Annotated in this window: 18 protein-coding genes; 4 read left to right on the plus strand and 14 right to left on the minus strand. The window is 64.3% G+C overall.

Translation table 11 applies throughout. The features are described 5' to 3' along the window. Window positions 1-9 precede the first annotated feature (9 nt). The 13 genes from FJ960_RS20120 to FJ960_RS20185 all read right to left on the minus strand — a co-directional run bounded on the left by FJ960_RS20120 (window position 10) and on the right by FJ960_RS20185 (window position 17916). Window positions 10-291: a cupin domain-containing protein gene (locus FJ960_RS20120; RefSeq protein ID WP_140506860.1), complete on the minus strand. Its 282-nt coding sequence runs from the start codon at window positions 289-291 to the stop codon at window positions 10-12. A 131-nt stretch (window positions 292-422) separates the two neighbouring features. After that, window positions 423-746: a thioredoxin gene (trxA, locus tag FJ960_RS20125; RefSeq protein WP_027143880.1), complete on the minus strand. Its 324-nt coding sequence runs from the start codon at window positions 744-746 to the stop codon at window positions 423-425. Between the two features lie 74 nt (window positions 747-820). Further along, a complete protein-coding gene (gene addA / locus FJ960_RS20130; protein WP_140716290.1) occupies window positions 821-4327 on the minus strand; it encodes a double-strand break repair helicase AddA in 3507 nt (1168 codons plus the stop codon). Then, window positions 4324-7458 (minus strand): double-strand break repair protein AddB, encoded by a 3135-nt coding sequence (gene addB / locus FJ960_RS20135; protein WP_140716292.1) that lies wholly within the window; start codon window positions 7456-7458, stop codon window positions 4324-4326. The genes addA and addB overlap by 4 nt, the downstream gene beginning before the upstream one ends. Then, window positions 7455-8183 (minus strand): nucleotidyltransferase family protein, encoded by a 729-nt coding sequence (locus FJ960_RS20140; protein WP_140506851.1) that lies wholly within the window; start codon window positions 8181-8183, stop codon window positions 7455-7457. Before FJ960_RS20140 ends, addB begins: the two co-directional genes overlap by 4 nt. Next, window positions 8180-9691 carry a tRNA (adenosine(37)-N6)-threonylcarbamoyltransferase complex ATPase subunit type 1 TsaE gene (gene tsaE, locus FJ960_RS20145; RefSeq protein ID WP_140716294.1) on the minus strand — a complete coding sequence of 504 codons (1512 nt, stop codon included), beginning with the start codon at window positions 9689-9691 and terminating at the stop codon, window positions 8180-8182. Before tsaE ends, FJ960_RS20140 begins: the two co-directional genes overlap by 4 nt. Before the next feature lie 8 nt (window positions 9692-9699). Continuing rightward, entirely contained in the window at window positions 9700-12255 is a 2556-nt protein-coding gene (locus tag FJ960_RS20150; protein WP_140716296.1) for a PAS domain-containing sensor histidine kinase, read from the minus strand. A gap of 188 nt (window positions 12256-12443) precedes the next feature. Then, window positions 12444-13844: an adenosylhomocysteinase gene (ahcY, locus tag FJ960_RS20155; protein ID WP_140506845.1), complete on the minus strand. Its 1401-nt coding sequence runs from the start codon at window positions 13842-13844 to the stop codon at window positions 12444-12446. 172 nt (window positions 13845-14016) lie between these two features. Beyond that, entirely contained in the window at window positions 14017-14313 is a 297-nt protein-coding gene (locus FJ960_RS20160; protein ID WP_015314359.1) for an HPr family phosphocarrier protein, read from the minus strand. Then, window positions 14310-14711: a PTS sugar transporter subunit IIA gene (locus FJ960_RS20165; protein ID WP_010912939.1), complete on the minus strand. Its 402-nt coding sequence runs from the start codon at window positions 14709-14711 to the stop codon at window positions 14310-14312. The genes FJ960_RS20160 and FJ960_RS20165 overlap by 4 nt, the downstream gene beginning before the upstream one ends. A 164-nt stretch (window positions 14712-14875) precedes the next feature. After that, on the minus strand, window positions 14876-15334 hold the full coding sequence (locus FJ960_RS20175) for an HPr kinase/phosphorylase (protein ID WP_140716298.1): 459 nt from the start codon (window positions 15332-15334) through the stop codon (window positions 14876-14878). A 12-nt stretch (window positions 15335-15346) separates the two neighbouring features. After that, window positions 15347-17131, minus strand: a complete 1785-nt coding sequence (locus tag FJ960_RS20180) for a sensor histidine kinase (protein WP_140506841.1) — start codon at window positions 17129-17131, stop codon at window positions 15347-15349. Between the two features lie 83 nt (window positions 17132-17214). Further along, entirely contained in the window at window positions 17215-17916 is a 702-nt protein-coding gene (locus FJ960_RS20185) for a response regulator transcription factor (RefSeq protein WP_010912942.1), read from the minus strand. A 344-nt stretch (window positions 17917-18260) separates the two neighbouring features. On the opposite strand from FJ960_RS20185, the gene FJ960_RS20190 reads away from it, so the two are divergent. Next, window positions 18261-19871 carry a phosphoenolpyruvate carboxykinase gene (locus tag FJ960_RS20190; protein ID WP_140716300.1) on the plus strand — a complete coding sequence of 537 codons (1611 nt, stop codon included), beginning with the start codon at window positions 18261-18263 and terminating at the stop codon, window positions 19869-19871. 36 nt (window positions 19872-19907) lie between these two features. Here FJ960_RS20190 and FJ960_RS20195 read toward each other — a convergent pair whose 3' ends face one another. Further along, window positions 19908-20735, minus strand: a complete 828-nt coding sequence (locus FJ960_RS20195; RefSeq protein WP_140716302.1) for an oxidoreductase — start codon at window positions 20733-20735, stop codon at window positions 19908-19910. A gap of 81 nt (window positions 20736-20816) precedes the next feature. Between FJ960_RS20195 and FJ960_RS20200 the strand changes: the two genes are divergently transcribed. From FJ960_RS20200 to lysM, 3 genes are all read left to right on the plus strand, one after another. Beyond that, a complete protein-coding gene (locus FJ960_RS20200) occupies window positions 20817-21752 on the plus strand; it encodes an AraC family transcriptional regulator (RefSeq protein ID WP_140716304.1) in 936 nt (311 codons plus the stop codon). Window positions 21753-21833: 81 nt separating this feature from the next. Then, complete coding sequence (gene arfB / locus FJ960_RS20205) at window positions 21834-22271, plus strand: alternative ribosome rescue aminoacyl-tRNA hydrolase ArfB (RefSeq protein WP_140506833.1); 438 nt, start codon at window positions 21834-21836, stop codon at window positions 22269-22271. Between the two features lie 90 nt (window positions 22272-22361). Next, a complete protein-coding gene (gene lysM / locus FJ960_RS20210; RefSeq protein ID WP_140716306.1) occupies window positions 22362-22832 on the plus strand; it encodes a peptidoglycan-binding protein LysM in 471 nt (156 codons plus the stop codon). Window positions 22833-23013: the final 181 nt, after the last annotated feature.

Consider the following 23013-nt stretch of genomic DNA (forward strand, 5'->3'; position numbering starts at 1 on the left):
CAGCGCGGTTTACTTCAGCTCGATCTCGATAAAAGCGTACTCGCCCTCATTGGCGCTGATGACGTCGTGTTCGACGCCCTCCTTGCGGAAATAGGGGGAACCTTTCTTCATTTCGGCGAAGGTTTCACCGTCCTTGGTCACCAGCTTCAGCTTGCCGTCCATCAGCGGCACCACGACATAGTCGTGGCCATGGCGATGCCAGCCGGTATTGTCGCCCGGCTGGAAGCGGTATTCGGTGACGATGACGCGCTCATTGTCGATGAAGACTGTGGCCTTGGCGGATCCGGTCATTTCTCTCTCCTGCTTCTGCTGCCAACAGAAGACATGGAGAGCCCCGATGTGAGGGCCAGAGCGGCGCACCGATGACGCCAACAAAAAGCCCGGCGCGCTGGCCGGGCTCAATGCATCGAATTCAGATGGTATCAGGCGAGATTGCCATTGACCCAGTGCGACAGCGCGGTCTTGGGCGCGGCGCCAACCTTGATGTCGGCCACTTCGCCGCCCTTGAAGATCATCAGCGTCGGGATCGAGCGCACGCCAAACTGGGCGGCAAGCTCGGGATTCTCGTCGATGTTCAGCTTGGCGATCTTGACCTTGGCGCCGAGTTCAGCGGCGATGTCCTCAAGCGCCGGTGCGATCATCTTGCAGGGGCCGCACCACTCCGCCCAGAAATCAACCACGACCGGTACCTGGGCATTGAGCACATCGGCCTGGAAATTGTTCTTGTCGACCTTGACGGTGGTCATGCGGAGATCCTTTCGAAATTTTTCACCGCACCAAATGTGGTGGTTGTCGCACCCTTCTTCAAGCAGTTCTTGTGTCACGCTCCCGTGAGTCGGGCAAGGGCGTCGTCCATGGCCCGAGCCGGCAGTTCGATCAGCCTTGGCGCTTCGGTGAACAGCAGGGCCGCCTTGATCTCCCGCCCGGGATAAAGCGGCTGCAGCAGGGCGCGATACAGCGCGAGTTGGAGCAGGTAGGCCGGCGGGACTTCGGCCAGGGAAGCGGGTGCGGGCTTGTTGGTCTTGTAGTCGACGATCGAAACCGTATCCGCTGTCACCGCCAACCGGTCGATCTTCCCGGAGATGGAGCGGATTTTGCCCTTGATCTCAAGGCTGCCCATGATCGCGACCTCGGCACGTGACGACGGCGCGAACAGTTGACCGAGGCCGGGCTCGGCAAGGATGGCCACGACCGAGGCCAGAGCCTTTTGGCGCTCGGCTTGCGGCCACGCCGCACCCGTTCGCGAGAGGTAACGCTCTGCCGCACCTTGGCGGTCGCTCTCGGCAATGCCGGGCAACATCTGCAGCAGTTTGTGCAGGGCGAGCCCGCGCAGCACGGCAAAACCCGGCTCGGCATCGGAGTCCAGCACCGGCGAGGCCTTGTCGACCACCGCTTCCTTGCCTTCCTCGATCAGCGCCGAGGCGCCCGACGGCGACAATGGACGCGGCAGGTCCTCGAAAGGCGGCAAGGGCCGGAACAAAGTCGCCGGCAACGGACCGAACGCATCGACCTGCCGCGCCTGCTCGCCTGGGCTTGGCGTAACCGGCGGCAGTTTGGTGACGTGAAAACGGTAGACAGGCTCGCCACCGGCAGGATGCGGACGCTGTTCGCTTTCGGGCGCGCCGCTCAGCGCTCGGCTGACGATCGAATGCCAGGTGCCGCTGTTCGGCGCCCGCTTGCTGTGATAGCCGCAGACGATCAACCGGTCCTCGGCGCGCGTCATGCCGACATAGAGCAGCCGGCGGTACTCGTCGTCGGCGAGTTCACGGGCGCGAGCGGCGGCCGTTTTCGAAAAGCCGTTGGCGACGTCGCTCGCCGAACGCCAGAGGTAGCCCTTGCCGTCCCAATGTCGACCCGAGCCGTCGAAAGGCATCAGGCGCGGCAAATGCTGGTCGCTGAACGGGGCGGAACCGCCGTCGACCAGGAACACAACCGGCGCCTCCAGGCCCTTGGCCGCGTGCACGGTCATCACCCTGACCTCGTCACGGGTCTGGTCCATCTCGCGTTTGATCTCGGGGCCGGCGTTTTCCAGCGTCGACAGGAAGGCTTCCAGCCCGGGCAGGCCGGTCCGCTCGTCGGCAAGGCAGAAGCTCAGGAATTCGTCGAGAATATCGCCGGCTTCCGGCCCGAGCCGCGCGATCATCTTGCGGCGCACGCCATCGCGCGCCAGCAGGGCGGCATAGAACTCGAACACCGGCTTGAAGGCGGCCTCGTCAGCCCAGGCGTCGAGCTGCGCAACGATCGCCGCTAGCGCTTCGCTTTCGCCGGCATGCTGGCGCAGCGATGCCGCCAGCGACACGCCGGGCGGCCTCTGTGCGGCGAGCGTGAACAGCGTCTCCTCCGGCAGGTCGAAGACCGGGCTGCGCAGGACGGCGGCCAGCGACAGGTCGTCCTGCGGCTGGATCAGCAGATGGCCGAGCGCGATCAGGTCCTTGACCGCGATATGTCCGGGCAGGCTCAGCCGGTCGGCGCCGGCAACCGGAATGTTGCGCCGCTTGAGCGCTCGTGTCAACGCGTGGACGAAGCTGTCGCGCTTGCGCACCAGCACGAGCACGTCGCCCGGCCGCAGCCGCTTGCCACGGCCCTCGATGATTTCGCCCTTGCCGATCCAGCCGGCGATGGTGGCCGCGACATTCTCGGCGACGCGCACCGCCGGTGCATAGGCATGGTCGATGGCTTGCGCCCAGTCGTCGGGCTCGTCGACGGCCTCGGCGCCGATCGATGGCCAGACCTCGACATAGCCCGGCGCATCGCTGCGGATCGCCTTATGGTTCAGCGGATCGGGGTCGTGGCTGATGCCGCGCCGCACGATGGGATCGGCAAAGACGCGGTCGACGGCGGCCAGCACATCGTCCGTGGAGCGGAACGACCAGGTCAGCTTAAGGTCGGCGAAGGACGCCTCGGCGTCGCGCACCCGTCGGGCGAACAACAACCGGCTGTCGGCGAAAGAATCCGGTGCCGCGCCCTGGAAGGAGTAGATCGACTGCTTCTCGTCGCCGACGGCGAAGATCGTGCGGTGGACCCGTTCGCGGGCGCCAAAGCCGGCAAAGAATTCTTCCGCCAGCCGCTTCACCACCACCCATTGATCCGGGCTGGTGTCCTGCGCTTCGTCGAGCAGTATGTGGTCGATGCCCTGGTCGAGCTTGTACTGCACCCAAGGGCCGGCATCGGGCCGCGCCAAGAGGTTTACCGTACGGGTGATCAGGTCGTTGAAGTCGAGAAAGCCGCGGCTGCGTTTCAACACTTCGTAGCGCGCGATCAACCAATCGGCGATGGTCAGCGCCGCGCGTGTGCCTTCCAGCATCCTGAACAGCGCCAGCCGGTCGATGGTCTCCATGATGGCGCTGGCCGCCGAGAGATAGCGCCCGGCGAGATCTGGCAGCCGGTCGGTCAGCGCCTTCTTGAAGGCCTTTGCCGGGTCGTAGGGATCGCCATCGGTCTTGAGGAAGGCTCTTGCCAGCAACTGCAGCCGGCGAACGGGGTCGCTCTCGGCGAAGGCTAGGCGCGCATAAGGGAGGATGTTGTTCAGCGCCGATCTGGCGTCGGTGGCTTCGGCGGCCTGGGCAAAGCCGGCAAAATAGTCCGGCAGGAAGCCGGGCAGCGGCCATATCGATGCCGCTATGCCTTCGGCGGCCTGGCCGGGCTGGAAATGGAATTCATCGAACAAGGGCTGGAAGCCGTCACGCCCGACAGCATCGAGGAAATGGCGCAACCCGTCGCGCTTGCGCACGATTTCGCCGAGCAACGCGTCGAGACCGGCCTCGCCCCCACGCTCCAGCACAGTGGCGAAGGCCTCGGCCAAATTCCTGTCGCCGGCGGCGGAGATCATCTCGCGGCGCGCGGCGGCAAAAAGCGAGGCCTCCATCTGGCTGTCGAGCATTTCGAAATGGGCGGGAATGTTGGCTTCCAGCGGGAACTGATGCAGCACGGATTCGCAGAAAGCGTGGATCGTCTGGATTTTCAGCCCGCCAGGCGTCTCCAGGGCCTCGGCGAACAGGCGGCGGGCTCTGCGCATGGTGTCGCGATCGGGCCGGCGTCCCTCCAACGCCTCGACTTTGGACGCCAGGTCGGCGTCACTGAGCGTCGTCCACTCCGACAGCGTCGAAAAAACCCGGTTCGACATGTTGGCGGCCGCGGCGCGCGTATAGGTCAGGCACAGTATCTTCGACGGGTCGGTGCCGTTGAGCAGCAGCCGGATGACACGCTGGGCAAGCACATGGGTCTTGCCCGATCCCGCATTGGCCGACACCCAGGCGGAATTGCCGGGATCGGCGGCGCGGGCCTGGCTCGAAGCGGTATCGCTCGGGATCGGATAGGCTTTCTTCATGCCTCCCCTCCCTCATCCCCCGCGTCTCCGCCGGCGGACCATTCGAGCACGCGGGCGAGATGGTCGTAGTCGCCATCGGTTTCGCCTTCGCGAAACGGCAGCGCGCGCGACAGATAGCCGGCCGCCGGGTTGGCATAGTGGATCAGCAGTTTCTCCAGCCGCGCCCAGGCTTCCTCGGCGAGATCGGCCGCGGTGCGTGGCTGGCGGTTGTGTTCGAGTATGGATTCCTCGAACACCTCGCCATTCGGCTTCAGCCTGATGAAGGCCAGTTGCGACGGCTCGCGCGTGCCCAGGTCCTTGAACGCGCCACGCCTGAGCAGCGCGCCTTCCAGCGCCAGCTGAGGCGCCAGTAGCGTATGCGCCTGCGCCTTGGACGGCGAGGAGCCGGTCTTGTAGTCCAGAATGTCGGCCATGCCACCGGCCAGCAGATCGACTCGATCGGCATAGCCGGACAGCGTCACGCCGGACTGTCCGACGCCGGTCTTGCCGGCGCGCTCCTCGGCATGCCGCTGGACCACCGCGTCGGCGCGCGTGCGCTCCCATTCGATGATGTTGGCGGCGAGCTTTTCGAAACGCGGCCACCACACCGCCTCGACATCGGCTGGAAGCGCTGCCTCGGCGAAACAGGCGCGGCCGGCGGCGATGAGCCCGGCCAGCGCGTCCGGCGCGCGCGGGTCCGCCACCTCGGACGAGAAGAGATGCAGGATGGCGTGAAAAAGCGTGCCGCGCTCGGCCGCACCCGGATCGCGGATGAGCGGATCGAGCGGCATCAGGCCGAGGACCCTTCGGGCATAGACGGCGTAGGGGTCGCGGCGCAGCGTCTCGATCTCGGTGACGGAGAAATGCGTTGGACGCATCGAAAGCGGCGGTTTCGGCTGTGGCCGCGGCGCGAAATCCCGCTTCGGCCCGGTGTCGAGCGCGCGCGCCCAGGCAAGCAGCTCATCGCCGCGCCGGCGCAGTGCTGCCGCCTGGTCGTTGCCGATGAAGGTGACCAGCCGCTGCAACCAGCGCGAAGGCACCGCGGGTGCGTCGCCGGCACGCGCCGAGCGCGCCAGCACCACGTGTCTCGCGCTCATGGCCATCTGGAAATCATGCGCGGCAAGACCGATGCGCCGCTCCGGCGGCTCGAGACCGATGCCGGTCTTCATCAGCCGCGACATGAAGCGGTCGCTCTCCGGCTTGCGCGGCCAGACTCCTTCGTTGAGCCCGCCGATGACCAGCGTATCGACATCCTGCAGCCGCGCCTCGAGTGCACCCCAGATGGCGATGTTCCTGTCGGTGCCTTGCGCCGGCTTGACGGTCTCGGGCGCGATCAGCGCCTCCATCACATCGGGCCATTCGCTCGCCGCGAACGACAGCGAGGCCGAAGCCGCGACCAGCCCGCGCAGCAGTTCGGCGAGCTTTTCGCCGGCGTCGCCGGCATAAAGTTCGCCAAGGCTGCCATCAGCGGAACGGCCGAGATTCTCCAGGGCAACGACGCTGGCTTCGACCAGCGCGGCAAGGTCAGCTTCCGCCTGGCCGCGAAAGACCGAAAGCGGCGCCAGCGCTTGCTTGAGACGCCCAAGCAAATTCCGCGCGCCTTCGATGGAGCGCACGGTCAGGCGGGCAAACCAGAAGGGCGGTCGGCTATCACCGCCGAGCCCGGTGAGGCGGGCCTCGAAAAGGTCCGGCAGCGAAGCGATGTCGGGGCGGCCGGTGCCGCCGCGCAGCGCCACCAGCTCTACCAGTTCCGCCGCGTGGCGCACATCGGACCTCTCCAGACCAAGGCCGAGTAGTGGATGCTTGAGCAGCGACAACAGGCCGACCGGATCGCCCGGCCGGAACACCGCTTCGAGCGCCAGCCTGAGGAGGCTGGCTGCCGGGGTGTTGGAAAGCGGCGTGCCGCCGGAATCGTCGGCAACGACACCGAAGCGCTTGAGCTCCACGCTGACGCGGCGTGCCAGCGCGCGGTCACCGGTGACGAGCGCCGCTCTCCGGCCCGGTTCTTCGACCGCACGCTTGAGCGCGACGGCGATGGCGACTGCCTCATCGCGCTCGCTGGCCGCTTCGAGCAGCGTCACGTCGGCGAAAGCGCCGGCAATATCGGGCGCCGAAAACCCGTTTCGCGTCTCGGCCCACAATTCGGTGGTCTCGGCCGGCCGCAGCGCCTCGCCGACAAGGGCCGCGCGGAGCCCAAGCTTCGGCTCGGCCGCACCGATCTCCTCGACATCGCCGCGTAGCACGCCGATCTTGCCGATCAGCTTCGCCAGGCCGTATTGCGGATGGCCAAGCACGGCTGGACGCGCGCCGGGTGCGACGAGCGCCTGGAAGGAGGCTTCGTCCAGCATCCGGTCGAGCCCGGGCAGTACGATGGCGCCGCCGGAGAGGCCGGCAATGGTCGCAAGCAGCTCCGCCGTGGCGGGGATGGAGCCGGTGGACCCCGCGGCTATGACCGGCCCGGCGGGCGGATTGCGCCGCAGCCGCGCCGCTTCGGCACGGATCAGGGCGCTGCGATGCGCGGCCGGGTTGGAGCGGTCGTTCTCTTCGAGGAATCTCGGCCAGGCATCGGTGACGATGCCGAGGAATTCGAGCGTCACCTGCCACCATCCGGCAAGGTTCCCGCTCACCAGGCCGGCGAGTTTGGCCCAGTCGGTGCCTTCCGTCTCGATCTCGTCCATCAGCCCGGCCAGATCGCGCGCCAGCCAGATCGCGTCGGCGGTGGAGGCCGGGACGACGATCTCCTCGGCGAAGAGGGCCGCGACATGGGCGGGCAGCCGGCGTTTCCACGCCCGCACCAGCGGCGTCAGCAGTAACAGCCGCTCGGTGGCGGCGATGGGTGGCGCGAGATCGATTGCCGCGGTTGGCTCGGCATCGAACGCGGCCTCATCCTCGTCGAATTCGCCCAGCGGTCGGATCACCGGCAGGATCGCCGAACCGCCGCCGCCACGCGCCTTCAGGCTGTCGACGAAGACGCCGCGCAAGGCACGTGCGGCGCGGCGCGTCGGCACATAGATGGTGACATCGGCCAGGGCGAGCGGGTCGCCTTCGAAACGAAACCCGGGGACAAGACGGCCGTCAAGCAGCGCCTCGGCCAGCGTCGGCAGAAACGGCGCTCCAGAGGGAATGGAGAAAACGCGGCTTGAGCCGCTCATTGCGACCCGATGAGTGCACCGGCCACCGCGTCTTCGGCGAGCGGAATGGCATCGGGCGTGCCGACGGTTATCCAGTGGCCATGCATCGGCATGCCGAACAGGCGGCCGCCGGCAATCGCCTTGTCGAAATAGGCATTGATCGAATGCGGTTCGGCTGGTGCGTCCTTGAACAGGCGCGGGTGGATGATCGCGGCGCCGGCATAGATCAAGCCGGCAGGATCGCCTTTTGAACGCCGCAGGGCGCCATCCGGCGCCACCAGGAAATCGGTGCTGCCACAGTGTCCTGTCGCCCGGTGGAGATCCGCCAGCATCAGCAGAATATCCATTTTCGCGCCGTTCCATGCAAGGGCAAGCCGCCCGAGATTGAGCGGGCCGTGGTCGATCCAGAATGTATCGGCGTTGAGGATGTAGAACGGCTCCCGGCCGAGCTCCGGCAGCGCCTTGACGATGCCGCCGGCGGAATCGAGCAGCCGGTCGCTCTCATCGGAAATGACGATGCGCGGCGAGCGGCGATCGGCGACATGGGCGACGATCTGTTCGGGAAGATAATGGACGTTGACCACCGCCTTGCCGACGCCGGCCGCGGCCAGGCTGTCGAGGCCCCAGTCGAGCAGCGTCTTGCCGGCGATCTGGACCAGCGGCTTGGGGATGGTGTCGGTGATCGGCCGCATGCGCTTGCCGAGCCCGGCGGCAAGAACGATGGCGGTCTTCGGTCTTCTTGTCACAGCGCTCGTTCCTCCAGCAGCCCGTGCGCGCTGTAGAAATCCCGCAGGTCGGCGAGCGCGGGATGCGACAGCGCGCGCCTCAGATAGTCGCGGATGCGCGGCAGGTGCTTGAGATAATAGGGTTTGCCGTCGCGTTTTTCGAGACGCACGAAAATGCCCAGAATCTTGGAATTGCGCTGCGCGGCCATGATTGCATAGGCTTCGAGGAAGCCTGCTTCATCGAAGTCGCCCGCTGCATGACGCGCCGCGAGATAGGCATCGAGCGTCCGCTTCTCGATCTCGGGTGCCATGGTGACGCGGGCGTCCATGGCAAGCGAGGCGACGTCATAGGCGGCGGGCCCGATCAGCGCGTCCTGGACGTCGACGATGCCGAGCCGGTCGAGGCCGGACCGTTCGCCGCGCCAGATGATGTTGGGCGAGTGGAAGTCGCGCAGCATCAGCGTGTATTCGCTGCCTTGCAGCCGGTCAAGAAGCGCGTCCCATGTCCTGTGGTAGCCGGAACGCAGCGCGTCGCCCGCCGGGCCGCCCGATATCTCCGGCAGGTACCAGTCGATCAGCAAGTCCGCCTCGATCAGCATGGCGTCGCGATCGAAGGGCGGGACGTCATGAACGACGCCGGGAGCGGCCTCCATCCGGTGAGGCCAGGCCTTGCCATGCATCATGGCGAGCAGTTCGGCTGCCGCCTCGTAACGTTCGGCGACCGGCTCGCCATTGTCGGCGAGGAAGCCTTCCGAGCCCAGATGCTCGAGCAGCAGGAAACCCTGGTCGAGATCCTGCGCGTCGATCCTGGGCACCGCGACCCCGGCGGCTAGCAGCGCACGGTCGATGGCGACGAAGGCGGACACCGACTGCGCGGTGTGGGCGATCACCGCATAGGGTTTGCCGTCGCGCACGGGAGGGCCGAGCACCAGCCGCGGCGAGTTCATCAGCACGCGCGGCGCCTCGCCGGCAAGCGAGACGATCTCGTAGGAGCGGGCCGAGGCATCGCCGATGAAATGCCGGCGCCGCGCTTGCCCCCATCCGGCGCTCTCCAGAAAACCGCGCATGGCCAGCGAGCGCGCGACACGGTCGAAGGTCGCGCCTTGCCCCGACAGTCGGGCCAGCCGGCCCTCGCCATGCTGGACGAGTTCGATCAGCACCGCCGTCCTAGGTAGATAGCCGTCAGCCCGTTCCGGCCATTCGATAAGGGCTGCACCTTGCGCCAGCGCTTCCTCGAAGCCCAGTTCGTCCAACTCGGCCGCCGACGACAGGCGATAGAGGTCGAAATGATGGACCGGGATGCGCGTGTCGTAGCTCTGCACCAGGGTGAAGGTCGGGCTCGGCACTTCGAGACCGGCATCGTCGGCCAGCGTCCGGATGAGCGCTCTTGCCAGCGTCGACTTGCCGGCGCCGAGATCGCCCTTGAGCGCCAGCACGTCGCCCACGCGCAGAGCCAGCGAAAGATCCTCGCCCAGCCGCGCTGTCTGGGTCTCATCGGCGAGCAAACGCTCCAGCACCGGTTCCGTCATCGAGCGCGCTACTCGGCCGCTGCGCGGATACCCGGCATGTCGGGAAAGGTGCAGATGACGGTCGTGCCCTTATCCCTGCCGGTTTCGATGCGAACGGCGCCGCCATGCAGTTCGACAAAGCTCTTGACGATGGACAGGCCGAGGCCAGCGCCGCGCCGGCGACCGCCATTGGCGCGCGGCTCGAAGCGGCGGAACACCGAATCGAGCACGTCGGGCGGCATGCCGGGCCCGTCGTCGTGAACCGAGAACTCGACTCCGTCCGCCAGCCGGCGGCATGCCAGCCGGATGGTGCTGGCCTCCGGCGCGTAATTGGCGGCGTTGCTCAGCAGATTGTAGAGGATCTGGCGGATGCGGGTTTCGTCGCCATGGAAGGTCTTTGGCGCGGCGGCGGCGTCGACCGCGAGCCGGATCGAATGCTCCTCCAGCCGGTCGGCGACAAGCTCGGCGGCGGCCGCGATGGTGCGGTCGACATGCACTTCGGAAATATCGAGCTGCATGATGCCGGCATCGACCGTCGCCAGGTCGAGTATGTCGTTGACGATGGTCAGCAGCACCGATGAGGACGAGCCGACATGCTCGACATATTCACGCTGCTTCTGCGTCAAAGGGCCCGTCGCCGGCAGCGACAGCAACTCGGTGAAGCCGATGATGTTGGTCAGCGGCGACCGCAGTTCGTAGGACACATGCTGGACGAATTCGTTCTTGAGCTGGTCTGATTTCTCGAGCGCCTCGTTCCTGTCCTTGAGCGCGCGCTCGATGTGGACGCTGTCGGTGACGTCGACGAAGGTCATCATCACTTGCCCGTTGGGCAGCGGAATCACGGCGTAACGCAGCACGGTGCCGTTGTTGAGCTCGGTCTGGCCGTGGCGGTCGCGGCGCTCGTCGTCGAAACCGGTGATGGCGGCGACGAAGCCGGGCCAGGGGCTCTCGACCGCTTGCCGATCGGACAGCTCGCGTATGGCCGATACGTGCACATTGGGCTTGGCGGCTTCCGCGTCCAATCCCCACAGCGTGGCAAAGGCCGGGTTCGACAGCCGCAGCCGGCCGTCGGGGCCGAACACCGCGACGCCCTCGGCGAGGTTGTCGAGCGTTTCGCCCTGGACCCGAACCGCGGTGCGGTAGCGGCTTTCGAGATCCATCTTCTCGGTCAGGTTCTCGAACACCCAGGTGACGCCGCCCTTGGGTTGCGGGTTGGCGACGACACGGATCGTCTTGCCATCCGGCAGGTGCCACCAGTGTTCCTGCGATTCGACCGCACGATAGGCGCTGAGCAGGCCTTCCTTCCAGCGGCGCCACTCCGGCTGTTCGGCGATCTTGCCCTCGCTGCGCAGCCGGTCGAGCAAAAGGGCGTTGTCGGGCGCGCTGTGCAGGAAGCCGCTGTCGAGCCCCCACAGCTTCTGGAAAGCCTGGTTGAAGAAGCGCAGCTTCTCGTCGGTGTCGAAGATGGCGACAGCGGTGTTGAGCTGGTCGAGCGTATCGGCGTGGCTGCGCACGGTCCGCTCATATTCGCCACGGATAGCCTCGATGGCGCTGGTGTCGCAGGCAAGGCCGGCCGAACCGTCGGCGCCGGCAAAGTCGGTCACGGCGAACACGCGGCGGTCGCCTTCGATCACCGTCGAAAGCGACTGCTCGAATACCGGATGCGATTTGTGCTGCGTGGCGATGGCCTCGCGCGCCTGGCCGCCGAGGAATTCCTTGGCGTCACGCACGGCGGCTTCCGCGCTCTCGGCTTCGACCGCGTCGGCATAGGCCCGGTTGACCCATTTCAGGCGGCCATGCTCGTCACGCAGCCATGCCGGCATCTTCAGCGCCTCGAGCAGCCCGATCATCGTGTCATGATCGGTGGCCAGCCGCTGGTTATCGATCTTGAGCCGGGCCTGGCTGCGCTGCGTCTCGGAAAGCGAGACAAACCGCACCAGCACATGGGCCGCGCTCTTGCGGCCATGCACTTCCAGTGGAGCGCCGGCCTGGGATTCGATCACCAGGTCGAACGGCCTGCCTTTTTCGCGCAAACCCGCCACGGCATGTTCGAGTGCCGCCGCCGAACGCGGCATCAGCCAGCGGCCAAAAGCGAGGAACGCGGCCCGTTCCTCCGGCGCACCGCTTTCGGTCGGCAATGTGCCGATGAGTTCGGGTTTCTTGTTTTCCGAGGCCCAGACGACGACACGCTGATCGCGCAGGTTGAGCAGCGCTTCCGAACGCCGCAACGCCGCGCTGACGTCGGCGACGCGGCTTCTCAGCTCGACATTCTCCGCCGAGGTACGCGCCCGTTCGCGGATGAGAACGATGGCCGACAGGAATGCCGTACCCGTCACGCCGACGAACACTGCCAGCTGTACGACCTCGATGGTGCTGATCGAAAGACTGGCCACGGCGGCGCCGGCGGTCTGGGCATGCGCGACCGCGCCCGCCAAGGGGCAGGCGAGAGCGGAGCCGGCAAGAAACAATCCCGCACGGGCGCGCCATGAAAGGCGCTCGCCTCGCGGGGCGGAGCCCATGGTCCTCGACTCGTCATGGCCGCCGGAAACGGCCTTTCCCGCCTGAAGCGGGTTATCCCCCGGCATGTCTTGGTCCTCTTCGCCGCCTGAATGCAAGACCGCCCTGATGCGTACGCCGATCCTCGTCCCCGGATCCGCGAATCACAACAATAGCGCCTGCCGGAATCGGCGTGAAGAATCATTCGGTGCAAAAATAAAGCCGGGCGAAAAGTCAATCGCCCGGCGTCAATATCTAGTGGTAAATCCGGATTTGGTTAATAGCGGTAGTGTTCCGGCTTGAACGGACCCTGCGGTGTGACGCCGATATAGGCTGCCTGCTCGCCCGATAGTTCGGTCAGGCGGGCGCCGAGCTTGTCGAGATGCAGGCGCGCGACCTTCTCGTCGAGATGCTTGGGCAGCACATAGACCTGGTTCTGGTACTGCTCACCCTTGGTGAACAGCTCGATCTGGGCCAGCACCTGGTTGGTGAAAGAGGCCGACATGACGAAGCTCGGATGGCCGGTCGCGTTGCCGAGATTGAGCAGGCGGCCTTCCGACAGGAGGATCATCCGCTTGCCGTCCGGGAAGGTGATCATGTCGACCTGCGGCTTGACATTGGTCCACTTCAAATTGCGCAGCGACGCGACCTGGATCTCGTTGTCGAAATGGCCGATGTTGCCGACGATCACCATGTCCTTCATCGAACGCATGTGGTCGAGGGTAACGACATCCTTGTTGCCGGTGGTGGTGATGACGATGTCGGCGGTCGGGGCCGCCTCTTCCAGCGTGACCACTTCAAAGCCGTCCATAGCGGCCTGCAGCGCGCAGATCGGATCGACCTCGGTGACCTTGACGCGGGCGCCCGCACCCTTGAGCGAGGCCGACGAGCCCTTGCCGACGTCGCCATAACCGCAGACGACCGCGACCTTGCCGGCCATCATCGTGTCGGTGCCGCGACGGATGCCGTCGACAAGCGATTCCTTGCAGCCATATTTGTTGTCGAACTTCGACTTGGTGACCGAGTCATTGACGTTGATGGCCGGGAAGGGCAGCAGGCCCTTCTTCTGCAACTGGTAGAGCCGGTTGACGCCGGTCGTCGTCTCTTCAGTGACGCCGCGGATCGCCGCTTTCTGTTTGGTGAAGAAGCCCGGCGAAGCCTTCAGGCGCTTCTTGACCTGGGCGTAGAAGTATTCCTCTTCCTCGCTCTGCGGATTGGACAGCACGTCCTCGCCGGCCTCGGCGCGGGCGCCGATCAGGATGTACATGGTGGCGTCGCCGCCATCGTCGAGGATCATGTTGGAGAGGCCGCCATCGGCCCACTGGAAGATCCTGTCGGTGTAGTCCCAGTACTGCTCGAGGCTCTCGCCCTTGACGGCGAAGACCGGAATGCCGGCCTCGGCGATGGCCGCGGCGGCGTGGTCCTGGGTCGAGAAGATGTTGCAGGAAGCCCAGCGGATATCGGCGCCGAGCACCTTCAGCGTCTCGATCAGCACCGCCGTCTGGATAGTCATGTGCAGCGAGCCGGTGATGCGCGCGCCCTTGAGCGGCTTCTTGGCGCCGAATTCCTCGCGGCAGGCCATAAGGCCCGGCATTTCGGTTTCGGCGATATCGAGTTCCTTGCGGCCCCAGCCGGCAAGCGAGATGTCGGCGACCACATAGTCCTTGCTACCCGTCATGGCAGTGCTCCGATGCGAATTGTCATACTTGCGAATTGTTAGCGGATGCGCCGTGCCGGAAGACATTTCCAAGGGCGCGAATTGCCGGCCTGACTAACAGATCAGGCTTCGCGCGACAATGGGATATAAAGAAATCTTTATTCGTGCATGTCCTGGAGGGTCGACTTCGAGGTCAGCACTCCTCGCCAAAACGGGAGGCGACAAGCTGCTCCAGCGCATCCATGACCTCGAGCGCCTCGGGGCCGCTGGCGGTGACGCGAATCGAGTATCCCGGGCTGGCGGCCAGCATCATCAGGCCCATGATCGAGGTGCCGCCGACCTTGACGCCGTCCTTCTCGACATGGACTGAAGCGTTGAAGCCGCTGGCAAGCTGGACGAATTTCGCCGAAGCGCGCGCATGCAGGCCGCGCTGGTTGACGATCGGAAACTCCCGGACGATCTGGTCCTTGTCAGGCGACAGCGTGCTCATTTGCTGCTCAAAAGCTGGCTGGCGACGTTGATGTATTTGCGGCCCGCGGCCTGCGCTTCGTCGAGCGCTGCCGCCATGTTATCGCCCTTGCGGATCGACGACAGCTTGATCAGCATCGGCAGGTTCATGCCGGCGATCACTTCGGTGCGGCCGGACTCCATCACCGAGATTGCAAGGTTGGATGGCGTGCCGCCGAACATGTCGGTCAACACGATCACACCTGCCCCCGTATCGACACGGGCGACCGCATCGACGATGTCGCGGCGACGCTGCTCCATATCGTCGTCGGCACCGATCGCCACGGTTTCGAAATTGTCTTGTGGCCCGACGACATGTTCGACGGCATGTCTGAACTCGGTGGCCAGTTGACCGTGCGTTACAAGCACGAGTCCGATCATTCTTTGGTGGCTCCCGTCATCGCCGCTTCACAGGCGCATTTTATGCTCGCCAGCCAATCCAGGCGGCGGGAGCGCTATCTTGTCGACGCGAGGCCCGTTGACAAGCCCAAAATTGCGCCGGCCCATGCCATTTTGACGCATTGCAGCAAAAAACCCAGGGCGGATCATAGAAAAGGCGCGATCGACAGCCGCGCCATCACGGCGGCCAAGGCGGCGGCGACATTGCGTTCGGCCAGATCGATGCGCGCCACCGCGCAGCCGGCGATCTTGTCGCTGGCATCCTCTTGGAAGCGTGCGATTTTGACTGCCGGCAGCAGCCGCACATGCAGGTCGACGACGCAGGCCGGCTCGAATGGCAGGGGTCGTGGCCCAAGCCGTGGAACTTCGGCCAGGCCCTTGATGGTGGCGGGTGCACGGCACACCAGCCGCCCCGCATGGGCTTCGACAAAGAGCTGATCGTCGCCGACGAGCCGGGAGAACAATCCGCGTTGCAGGCAATGGTCGATCAGCGTAAGTGCCAGCGTTGTCTTGCCCGACCCGGGTGAGCCGGTGATGAGAATGCCGCGCTCGCCTATCAGCAGTGCCGTCGCATGAATGTTCTCAGGCCGCACGGCGCAATCCATAACGATCGGCGATCATCCCTCGGCCGGCAGCGTCACGACGAAGCGTGCGCCCTTGATCTCGCCGGGCTTGGTGCCGGGAATGTTTTCGGCGGTCAGCGTACCGCCATGGGCCTCGACGATCTGCCTGGAGATCGACAGGCCAAGGCCCGAGTTCTGGCCGAACGCCTCGCCGGCGGGCCGGTCGGTGTAGAAGCGTTCGAAGATGCGGTCGATGTTGTCGGCGCGGATGCCGGGACCATTGTCGTCGACGGTCAGGATGTTGAACTTGCCGGCGCGCGCCAGCGACAGGCTGATGTGGCCATGGTCCTCCGGCACGAAGGAGCGGGCGTTCTCGATCAGGTTGGTGATGACCTGGCCGATGCGCAGATCATGGCCGACGACGACATAGCCCTTGGCGCCCTGCGGCAGCTTGGCAACCTTGAGCTCGATCTCGACCGCCTTCTTGTTGCGCGTCGTTTCACGCGAAACAGCGACGAGGTCGGTAACGAATTTCTTCAGGTCGACGGTTCCCGCGTCCTCGCGCGCCAGTTCGGCGTCGAGGCGGGAGGCATCGGAAATGTCCGTGATGAGACGGTCCAGCCGTTTGACGTCATGCTGGATGATCTCCATCAGACGCGCGCGTGAGGTGTCGTTTTTCGCCAGGGGCAATGTTTCGACGGCGCTGCGCAACGACGTCAGCGGGTTCTTCAGCTCATGCGAAACATCCGCGGCGAAACTCTCGATCGCCTCGATGCGCGCATAGAGCGCGTTGGTCATGTCGCGTACGGCGATCGACAGATTGCCGATCTCGTCCTGGCGGTCGGAAAAGTCGGGGATTTCCTCGCGGCTCTTGACGCCGCGCCTGACCCGCACGGCAGCGGCTGACAGCCGGCGCAGCGGGTTGGCGATGGTGGAGGCCAGGAGCATCGACAAGATGGCCGTGACCAGCGCCGCGATGCCGAAGACGCGCAGGATCGCCTTGCGTTCCGCCGCGACGATCTTGTCGATATCGCCGCCTTCGGTCGACAGCATCAGCACACCGAGAACCGCGCGAAAACGCTGGATCGGCACCGCCACCGAGACGATCTGCTCGCCCTGTTCCGAGACGCGTACGATGGTCGACGGGCTGCCGGTCAGCGCCTTCACCACTTCCGGGAAGGCAGCGCCATTGCCGCCCGGCTGCTCGTGATAGACCGGCAGGTCGGTGTTGCGGAAGAAGTCGAAGATGAACTTCTGGATGCGCTCGACAAGGTCCGGCTCTTCCTCGTCCACCGGCGGCAGGTCGTAGCGCAGGATCTGACCGCGCGAATAGAGATGGCGCGAATCGAGCAGCAGGTTGGCGTCGCGGTCATAGATGCGGGCGCGGGTGCGGGTCGGCGAGATCAGTCGCCGCAGCACCGGCGCCACGCGCTCGGGATTGATCGGAAAATCGAGGTTGTCGAGCTGGTCCGAGCCAGGCCCCAGGCTTTCGCCGGCCTGCAGCTCGAGCAGCTTTTCCGGGTCGATGCTGATCGAGTCCGTCTCGACCGTCGCCGACGCCGCGATCGCCCCGGCGATGATCTCGCCTTGCGTCATCAGGCTTTCGACGCGCGCGTCGATCAGCCCGTCGCGGAAGGTGTTGAGATAGAGGATGCCGGTGACGAGCACCGCCAGGCCGGCAAGGTTGAGGAAGAGGATGCGCCGCGTCAGGCTGGAAAAGATGTGGTGCCCGAGGAACCGGCGCATCGGTACCGTGATTTTCGACACGAAGGAAGGCATGATGCGCGACGGCCGCCTGGCGGCGCCCGTCGGCCTGCTTCGCTGTGCTTCCACTGCCATCGAATAGCAGCTCCCGCTAGTCCCAGGTTTGAAATATGTCGCAGCCCCAAGCCGGAGGCCGCTTTTGCTCGACATACATCAAATTACGCTTCGCGGAACCGATATCCGACTCCGTAAAGGGTTTCGATCATCTCGAAGTCGTCGTCGACAGCCTTGAATTTCTTGCGCAACCGCTTGATGTGGCTGTCGATCGTGCGGTCATCGACATAGACCTGCTCATCATAGGCCGAATCCATCAGAGCATCACGGCTTTTTACCACACCGGGACGTTGCGCCAGCGAGTGCAGGATCAGGAACTCGGTGACGGTGAGCGTCACCGGTTCGCCCTTCCAGGTGCAGGTATGGCGTTCCTGGTCCATGACGAGCTGGCCGCGCTCGAGCGAGCGGGCCTGCTGGCTCGGCGCTTTTGCCGCGGCCTCGCGGGCGCTGGCCCGCCGCAATACGGCGCGTACCCGCTCGACAAGCAGGCGCTGCGAGAACGGTTTGCGGATGAAGTCGTCGGCGCCCATCTTGAGACCGAACAATTCATCGATCTCGTCGTCCTTGGAGGTAAGGAAGATCACCGGCAGGTCGGATTTCTGGCGCATCCGGCGCAGAAGCTCCATGCCGTCCATGCGCGGCATCTTGATGTCGAGGATGGCGAGATTCGGCGGCCGGGCCGCCAGGCCTTCCAGCGCGGACGCACCATCCGTATAGGTCTCGACACGATACCCCTCGGATTCGAGGGCGATCGACACCGACGTCAGAATGTTGCGGTCGTCATCGACAAGCGCGATTGTTGCCATTTCAAGCGGCTCCCTCATGAGCTGTCCCTTCTGTCGTAGAGAAGGGGCTTTTGCAGGACAAATTAGGTACAAAATGTGGCATAGGCCTTGTCCGCTGTCACGAGCGGCGTGCCGGCGGCCACAATTCTACCTCGACACCGATTGGACGAACGAGCACCGCCAATCCTTTGGGCAACCACCGAACTTTTTGCATATATAAACGATTTAAACAACTTTCAAAATATTTAAATCGATTAAATATTTGATATCATTTGCCTTTTCTGGTTCTGACGATCTAGCCTGCTTAGTAGGTGTGCCGGAAATATGCCGGCAAAGATGCGGCAAATCTTGAGAAGGGTCCCCAAATGTCGGAATTCGGCAAACGCAATCCTGCCTGCGCGATCGATCGTATCGGTCTGAAAACCTCCGGCACGGTGCGCTATAATTTCGGTGCGGCCGCCCTCTATCAGGAATCGATCCGGCGCGGTGAAGCCCGGCTGACCGCGCATGGCGCGCTTGTCGCCGAGACCGGCCAGCACACCGGTCGCTCTCCCAAGGACAAGTTCGTCGTTCGCGACGGCGCCACCGAACCGCAAGTCTGGTGGGACAACAACAAGGCGATCTCGCCGGCCCAATTCGACGTTTTGCTCGCCGATTTCCAGGCCCATGCCGCGGACAAGGACCTTTACGTGCAGGATCTGGTCGGCGGTGCCGACGCCGAGCTCAACCTGCGCACCAGGGTGATCACGGAATTTGCCTGGCACTCGCTGTTCATCCGCAACCTGCTCATCCGTCCCGACGCGGCCGAACTCGAACAGTTCGTGCCCGGGATGACCATCATCGACCTGCCGTCCTTCCGCGCCGATCCCGCCCGTCACGGCAGCCGCACCGAAACCGTGATTGCCGTCGACCTGACGCGCAAGATCGTGCTGATCGGCGGCACCTCCTACGCCGGCGAGATGAAGAAGTCGGTGTTCACCATGCTCAACTACCTCCTGCCGGAGAAGGGCGTGATGCCGATGCACTGCTCGGCCAATGAGGGACCGGCCGGCGATGCCGCCATCTTCTTCGGCCTGTCGGGCACCGGCAAGACCACGCTGTCGGCCGATCCGTCGCGCACTTTGATCGGCGACGACGAACATGGCTGGGGTCCGCATGGTATCTTCAATTTCGAAGGCGGCTGCTACGCCAAGACCATCAAGCTGTCGGCGGAAGCCGAGCCGGAGATCTTCGCCACCACGCAGCGCTTCGGCACGGTGCTGGAAAACGTCGTGCTCGATGCCGACGCCGTGCCGGACTTCAATGACGGCCGGCTCACCGAAAACACACGCTGCGCCTACCCGCTCGACTTCATCCCCAATGCCTCGAAGACCGGACGCGCCAATCACCCGAGGAACATCATCATGCTGACCGCCGACGCTTTCGGTGTGATGCCGCCGATCGCTCGGCTGACGCCGGCGCAGGCGATGTATCATTTCCTCTCCGGCTACACGGCCAAGGTGGCCGGCACCGAAAAGGGCGTGACCGAGCCCGAAGCGACCTTCTCGACCTGTTTCGGCGCGCCGTTCATGCCGCGCCATCCCTCGGAATACGGCAATCTGCTGCGCGAGCTGATCGCGCGCCATGGCGCCGATTGCTGGCTGGTCAACACCGGCTGGACCGGTGGCGCCCACGGCACCGGCAAGCGCATGCCGATCAAGGCGACGCGCGCGCTTCTCGCCGCCGCCCTCGACGGCTCGCTGAAGGCAGGCGCGTTCCGCACGGATGCCAACTTCGGCTTCGAGGTGCCGATGGCGGTGCCTGGCGTCGACAGCGCCATTCTCGATCCGCGCTCCACTTGGATCGACAAGGCTGCCTACGACCGGCAGGCGACAAGGCTGGTCGGCATGTTCGCCGTCAACTTCGAGAAATTTGAAAGCCATGTCGATGCAACCGTCATGGGCGCGGCGCCCCGCATGCAGGAAGCCGCCGAATAGGCGCCGGGCAGAACATCGATGTCGGACCGCATGCCGTCAGCCGTCGGTCGAGACGGTGACGGATTTCCACACCTCGATTTCCTGCTGGAGACGCTCGATTTTGTCCGACACGAGCTTGAGGGCATCGCTGCCAAGCAGAAGCTGCGGCGGCGGGTCACTGGATTCGACCAGGCCTAAAACGGCGGCTGCCAGTTTGTCGGGGTCACCGAGCTGCTTGCCGCTCTTTACCTGTCGCGCCTCCCGTATCGGATCAAAAAGTGCGTCATAGTCGGTGATTGATCTCTCTGTGCGGACCATTGATCGCCCAGCCCAGTCCGTCCGGAAGGAGCCGGGGCAGACCGCGGTCACGCGGACGCCGAACGGGGCCATTTCCGAACGCATCACTTCCGATATGCCTTGGAGCGCAAACTTGCTGCCGCAATAGTAAGCGATGCCCGGCATGGTAATCATGCCGCCCATCGACGTGACATTGACGATGAATCCACGACGTCGCTCGCGAAACCGGGGGAGGAAAGCCTTGGCGACGGCGACAGCGCCGAAGACATTCACGTCGAACTGACGCCGCATCTCTTCGATCGGCGACTCTTCAAGCACTCCCTCGTGGCCGTAGCCGGCATTGTTGATCAGCACGTCAATCGGTCCATGTTCGTTCTCCGCCTGCCTGACGACGTCGGGTATGATGTCGAATTCCGTTACGTCGCACAGTACCGGTCGAACTGCGGGGAGAACGTCGGCGAGCGCTGCGCGTGATGTCTCCGAGCGAACGGCGCCAACCACCGTATGGCCGATCCGGATAGCGGCAGAAGCTATGGCCAACCCGAAGCCGGAATTCGCGCCGGTGATAAAGAAGGTTTTCTGTGACATGACCCGCAAGCTTTCCTTGATTGGTGATGGATTGACAAATATTATGAGCAACCCAGCGTTTCGATTGCGGATTCCCTGAATTTGTTGCCAAATCCTATTGCCGCCAAACACGAACGATCCAGACGAGACGAGCTGGTCGAGTTGGCCGGAGCTCTCGCCCCTCGTCACGGCTATAATCCGACCGCGTTCAACCGCGTCCGCATACTCAGGACGGAAGCCGTGCTTCACGACGTCCCGGTCCTCTATAAGCCAGGCGCGGTGTTCGTATTACAGGGGAGCAAGCAAGGCATCCTCGAAAGGGAAATCTACCTCTACGACGAGGAACACTATCTGGCGGTTTCGGTGCCCGTTCCATTCCGCATGAAATCGACGGCCAGTCCGGAGCGACCATTGCTTGCGGTCTATGTTGAGTTCGATATGCAGATGGCAGCCGAGCTCCACATGCAAGCGCAGATGCATGCCGGACCGGCGAGCGGCAGACCGCGAGGTCTCGTTTCAAGCAGGATGGCCCCCGAAATGGAGGATGTCCTGCTGCGCCTTCTTGTGGCGCTTCGCAGCCCCGTTGAAGCTCTCGTCCTTGGTGACGGCATTCTGCGCGAACTGCATTACCGGGTGCTGGTCGGCCCGCAGGGCGGTGCAATGATCGCGGCACTGCAGCAGAAAGGCACGTCCGGAAGGATCATCCAGAGCCTGGCCTGGTTGCGACAAAACTACAGTTCTGAAATTTCGATCGGCGATCTGGCAAAAGACGTGGGCATGAGCGTTCCTTCCTACCACGTCCATTTCAAGAGCCTGACCGGCAACAGTCCAATGCAGTACGTGAAAGCGATACGGCTCCACGAAGCACGATTGATGATTGCAAGCCAGAACAAGACGATCGCAGAGGTCGCGGCTTCGGTGGGCTACGCGAGCCCGTCTCAATTCAGCCGCGACTTCAAACGGCATTTCGGGCGCACGGCGTCGGAAGAGACGAAATGGGTCCGTCGCCATCTTGGCGAAGCCGCCTGGGTATCGTGATCAGGATCATCATATTTGAGTTAGGGGCTGGGCTTTCGATCGGGCCTTTTCTTTTTCGGTCCGCCGCGCCATGACTGCGGCATGCCGATCGACGACGACATCATCATATCGGGCGAAGCCGTGATCCACCCGGGCGACCTGCACGAGGATTTCATCCGCTCGTCCGGTCCCGGCGGCCAGAACGTCAACAAGGTGGCGACGGCGGTGCAGCTTCGCTTCGACGCGCAGAACGCGGAGGGCCTGTCCGAGCGCGTGCGCGAGCGGACCATAAAACTTGCCGGCCAGCGCGCCACCAAGGACGGTGTCATCGTCATCGAAGCCGGGCGCTTCCGAACCCAAGAACAGAACCGCGCCGATGCGCGGGCGAGGCTCACGGCACTGGTCGCCAAGGCCGCCGAACCACCGCCGCCGCCGCGCAAGAAGACACGGCCGTCGAAAGGCGCGGTTGAGCGACGGCTGAAGAGCAAGGCGGGACGCGGCACGATCAAGAAGCTGCGCGGCCGGGTGGAGAACGATTAAGCACCACACCAGGCGCGTGTACAAAACGGCTTCCCATTTCGCATCGCAGATGCGAGGTTTCCCCATTGCCACAGCAAGGGAGACCTAGAGATGGGTATGTTCGATTTCGTCAAGAACGTCGGCAAGAAGCTCGGCATCGGCGGCGACGAAGAAGCCGCACCCACCGCCGACACGCTCAAGAAAGAGCTCGATTCACACAAGCTCGGTACCGATGGCGTGCAGGTCGCCGTCCAGGGCGATACGGCGGTGCTGAAGGGTGTGGTCAAGGACCAGTCGATCTTCGAAAAGGCGGTCATTGCCGTCGGCAACACATTGGGCGTCTCCAAGGTGCAGGCTGACGAGTTGCAGGTCGCGCCGGCTTCCGGCACGGCGGCCCCTGCCAAGGAGCCGACCTTCTACACCGTCCAGAAGGGCGATAATCTCTGGAAGATCGCCGAAAAGAGCTATGGCAAGGACCAGGGCGCCAAGAACACGGTCATCTTCGAGGCCAACAAGCCGATGCTGACCCATCCCGACAAGATCTATCCGGGCCAGGTCCTGCGTATTCCCGAGCTTGGCTGAGCCACAGGGCAGAAATCAGTGCGCCGTGCGTCCGAAAGGCCGCGCGGCGTTGCATTACCAGCGGCGCTTCGTCTTATTCGTCAACCGCCATTGGCGAATGGAAAGACGAATTCGGCGCGCGGCATCTGGCAAAAACCACGACGGCTTTCGGGTCGCCGTTTTCGTCCGCTGGTGGCATGCT

Source organism: Mesorhizobium sp. B2-3-11, assembly GCF_006442215.1.
GTDB lineage: Bacteria > Pseudomonadota > Alphaproteobacteria > Rhizobiales > Rhizobiaceae > Mesorhizobium > Mesorhizobium salmacidum.

Bases quoted from the DNA above. Each gene is read 5' to 3' on its own strand.
- FJ960_RS20120 (WP_140506860.1), bottom strand. From the start codon at position 291: ATGACCGGATCCGCCAAGGCCACAGTCTTCATCGACAATGAGCGCGTC.
- trxA (WP_027143880.1), bottom strand. From the start codon at position 746: ATGACCACCGTCAAGGTCGACAAGAACAATTTCCAGGCCGATGTGCTC.
- addA (WP_140716290.1), bottom strand. From the start codon at position 4,327: ATGAAGAAAGCCTATCCGATCCCGAGCGATACCGCTTCGAGCCAGGCC.
- addB (WP_140716292.1), bottom strand. From the start codon at position 7,458: ATGAGCGGCTCAAGCCGCGTTTTCTCCATTCCCTCTGGAGCGCCGTTT.
- tsaE (WP_140716294.1), bottom strand. From the start codon at position 9,691: ATGACGGAACCGGTGCTGGAGCGTTTGCTCGCCGATGAGACCCAGACA.
- FJ960_RS20150 (WP_140716296.1), bottom strand. From the start codon at position 12,255: ATGCCGGGGGATAACCCGCTTCAGGCGGGAAAGGCCGTTTCCGGCGGC.
- ahcY (WP_140506845.1), bottom strand. From the start codon at position 13,844: ATGACGGGTAGCAAGGACTATGTGGTCGCCGACATCTCGCTTGCCGGC.
- FJ960_RS20160 (WP_015314359.1), bottom strand. From the start codon at position 14,313: ATGAGCACGCTGTCGCCTGACAAGGACCAGATCGTCCGGGAGTTTCCG.
- FJ960_RS20165 (WP_010912939.1), bottom strand. From the start codon at position 14,711: ATGATCGGACTCGTGCTTGTAACGCACGGTCAACTGGCCACCGAGTTC.
- FJ960_RS20175 (WP_140716298.1), bottom strand. From the start codon at position 15,334: ATGGATTGCGCCGTGCGGCCTGAGAACATTCATGCGACGGCACTGCTG.
- FJ960_RS20180 (WP_140506841.1), bottom strand. From the start codon at position 17,131: ATGGCAGTGGAAGCACAGCGAAGCAGGCCGACGGGCGCCGCCAGGCGG.
- FJ960_RS20185 (WP_010912942.1), bottom strand. From the start codon at position 17,916: ATGGCAACAATCGCGCTTGTCGATGACGACCGCAACATTCTGACGTCG.
- FJ960_RS20190 (WP_140716300.1), top strand. From the start codon at position 18,261: ATGTCGGAATTCGGCAAACGCAATCCTGCCTGCGCGATCGATCGTATC.
- FJ960_RS20195 (WP_140716302.1), bottom strand. From the start codon at position 20,735: ATGTCACAGAAAACCTTCTTTATCACCGGCGCGAATTCCGGCTTCGGG.
- arfB (WP_140506833.1), top strand. From the start codon at position 21,834: ATGCCGATCGACGACGACATCATCATATCGGGCGAAGCCGTGATCCAC.
- lysM (WP_140716306.1), top strand. From the start codon at position 22,362: ATGGGTATGTTCGATTTCGTCAAGAACGTCGGCAAGAAGCTCGGCATC.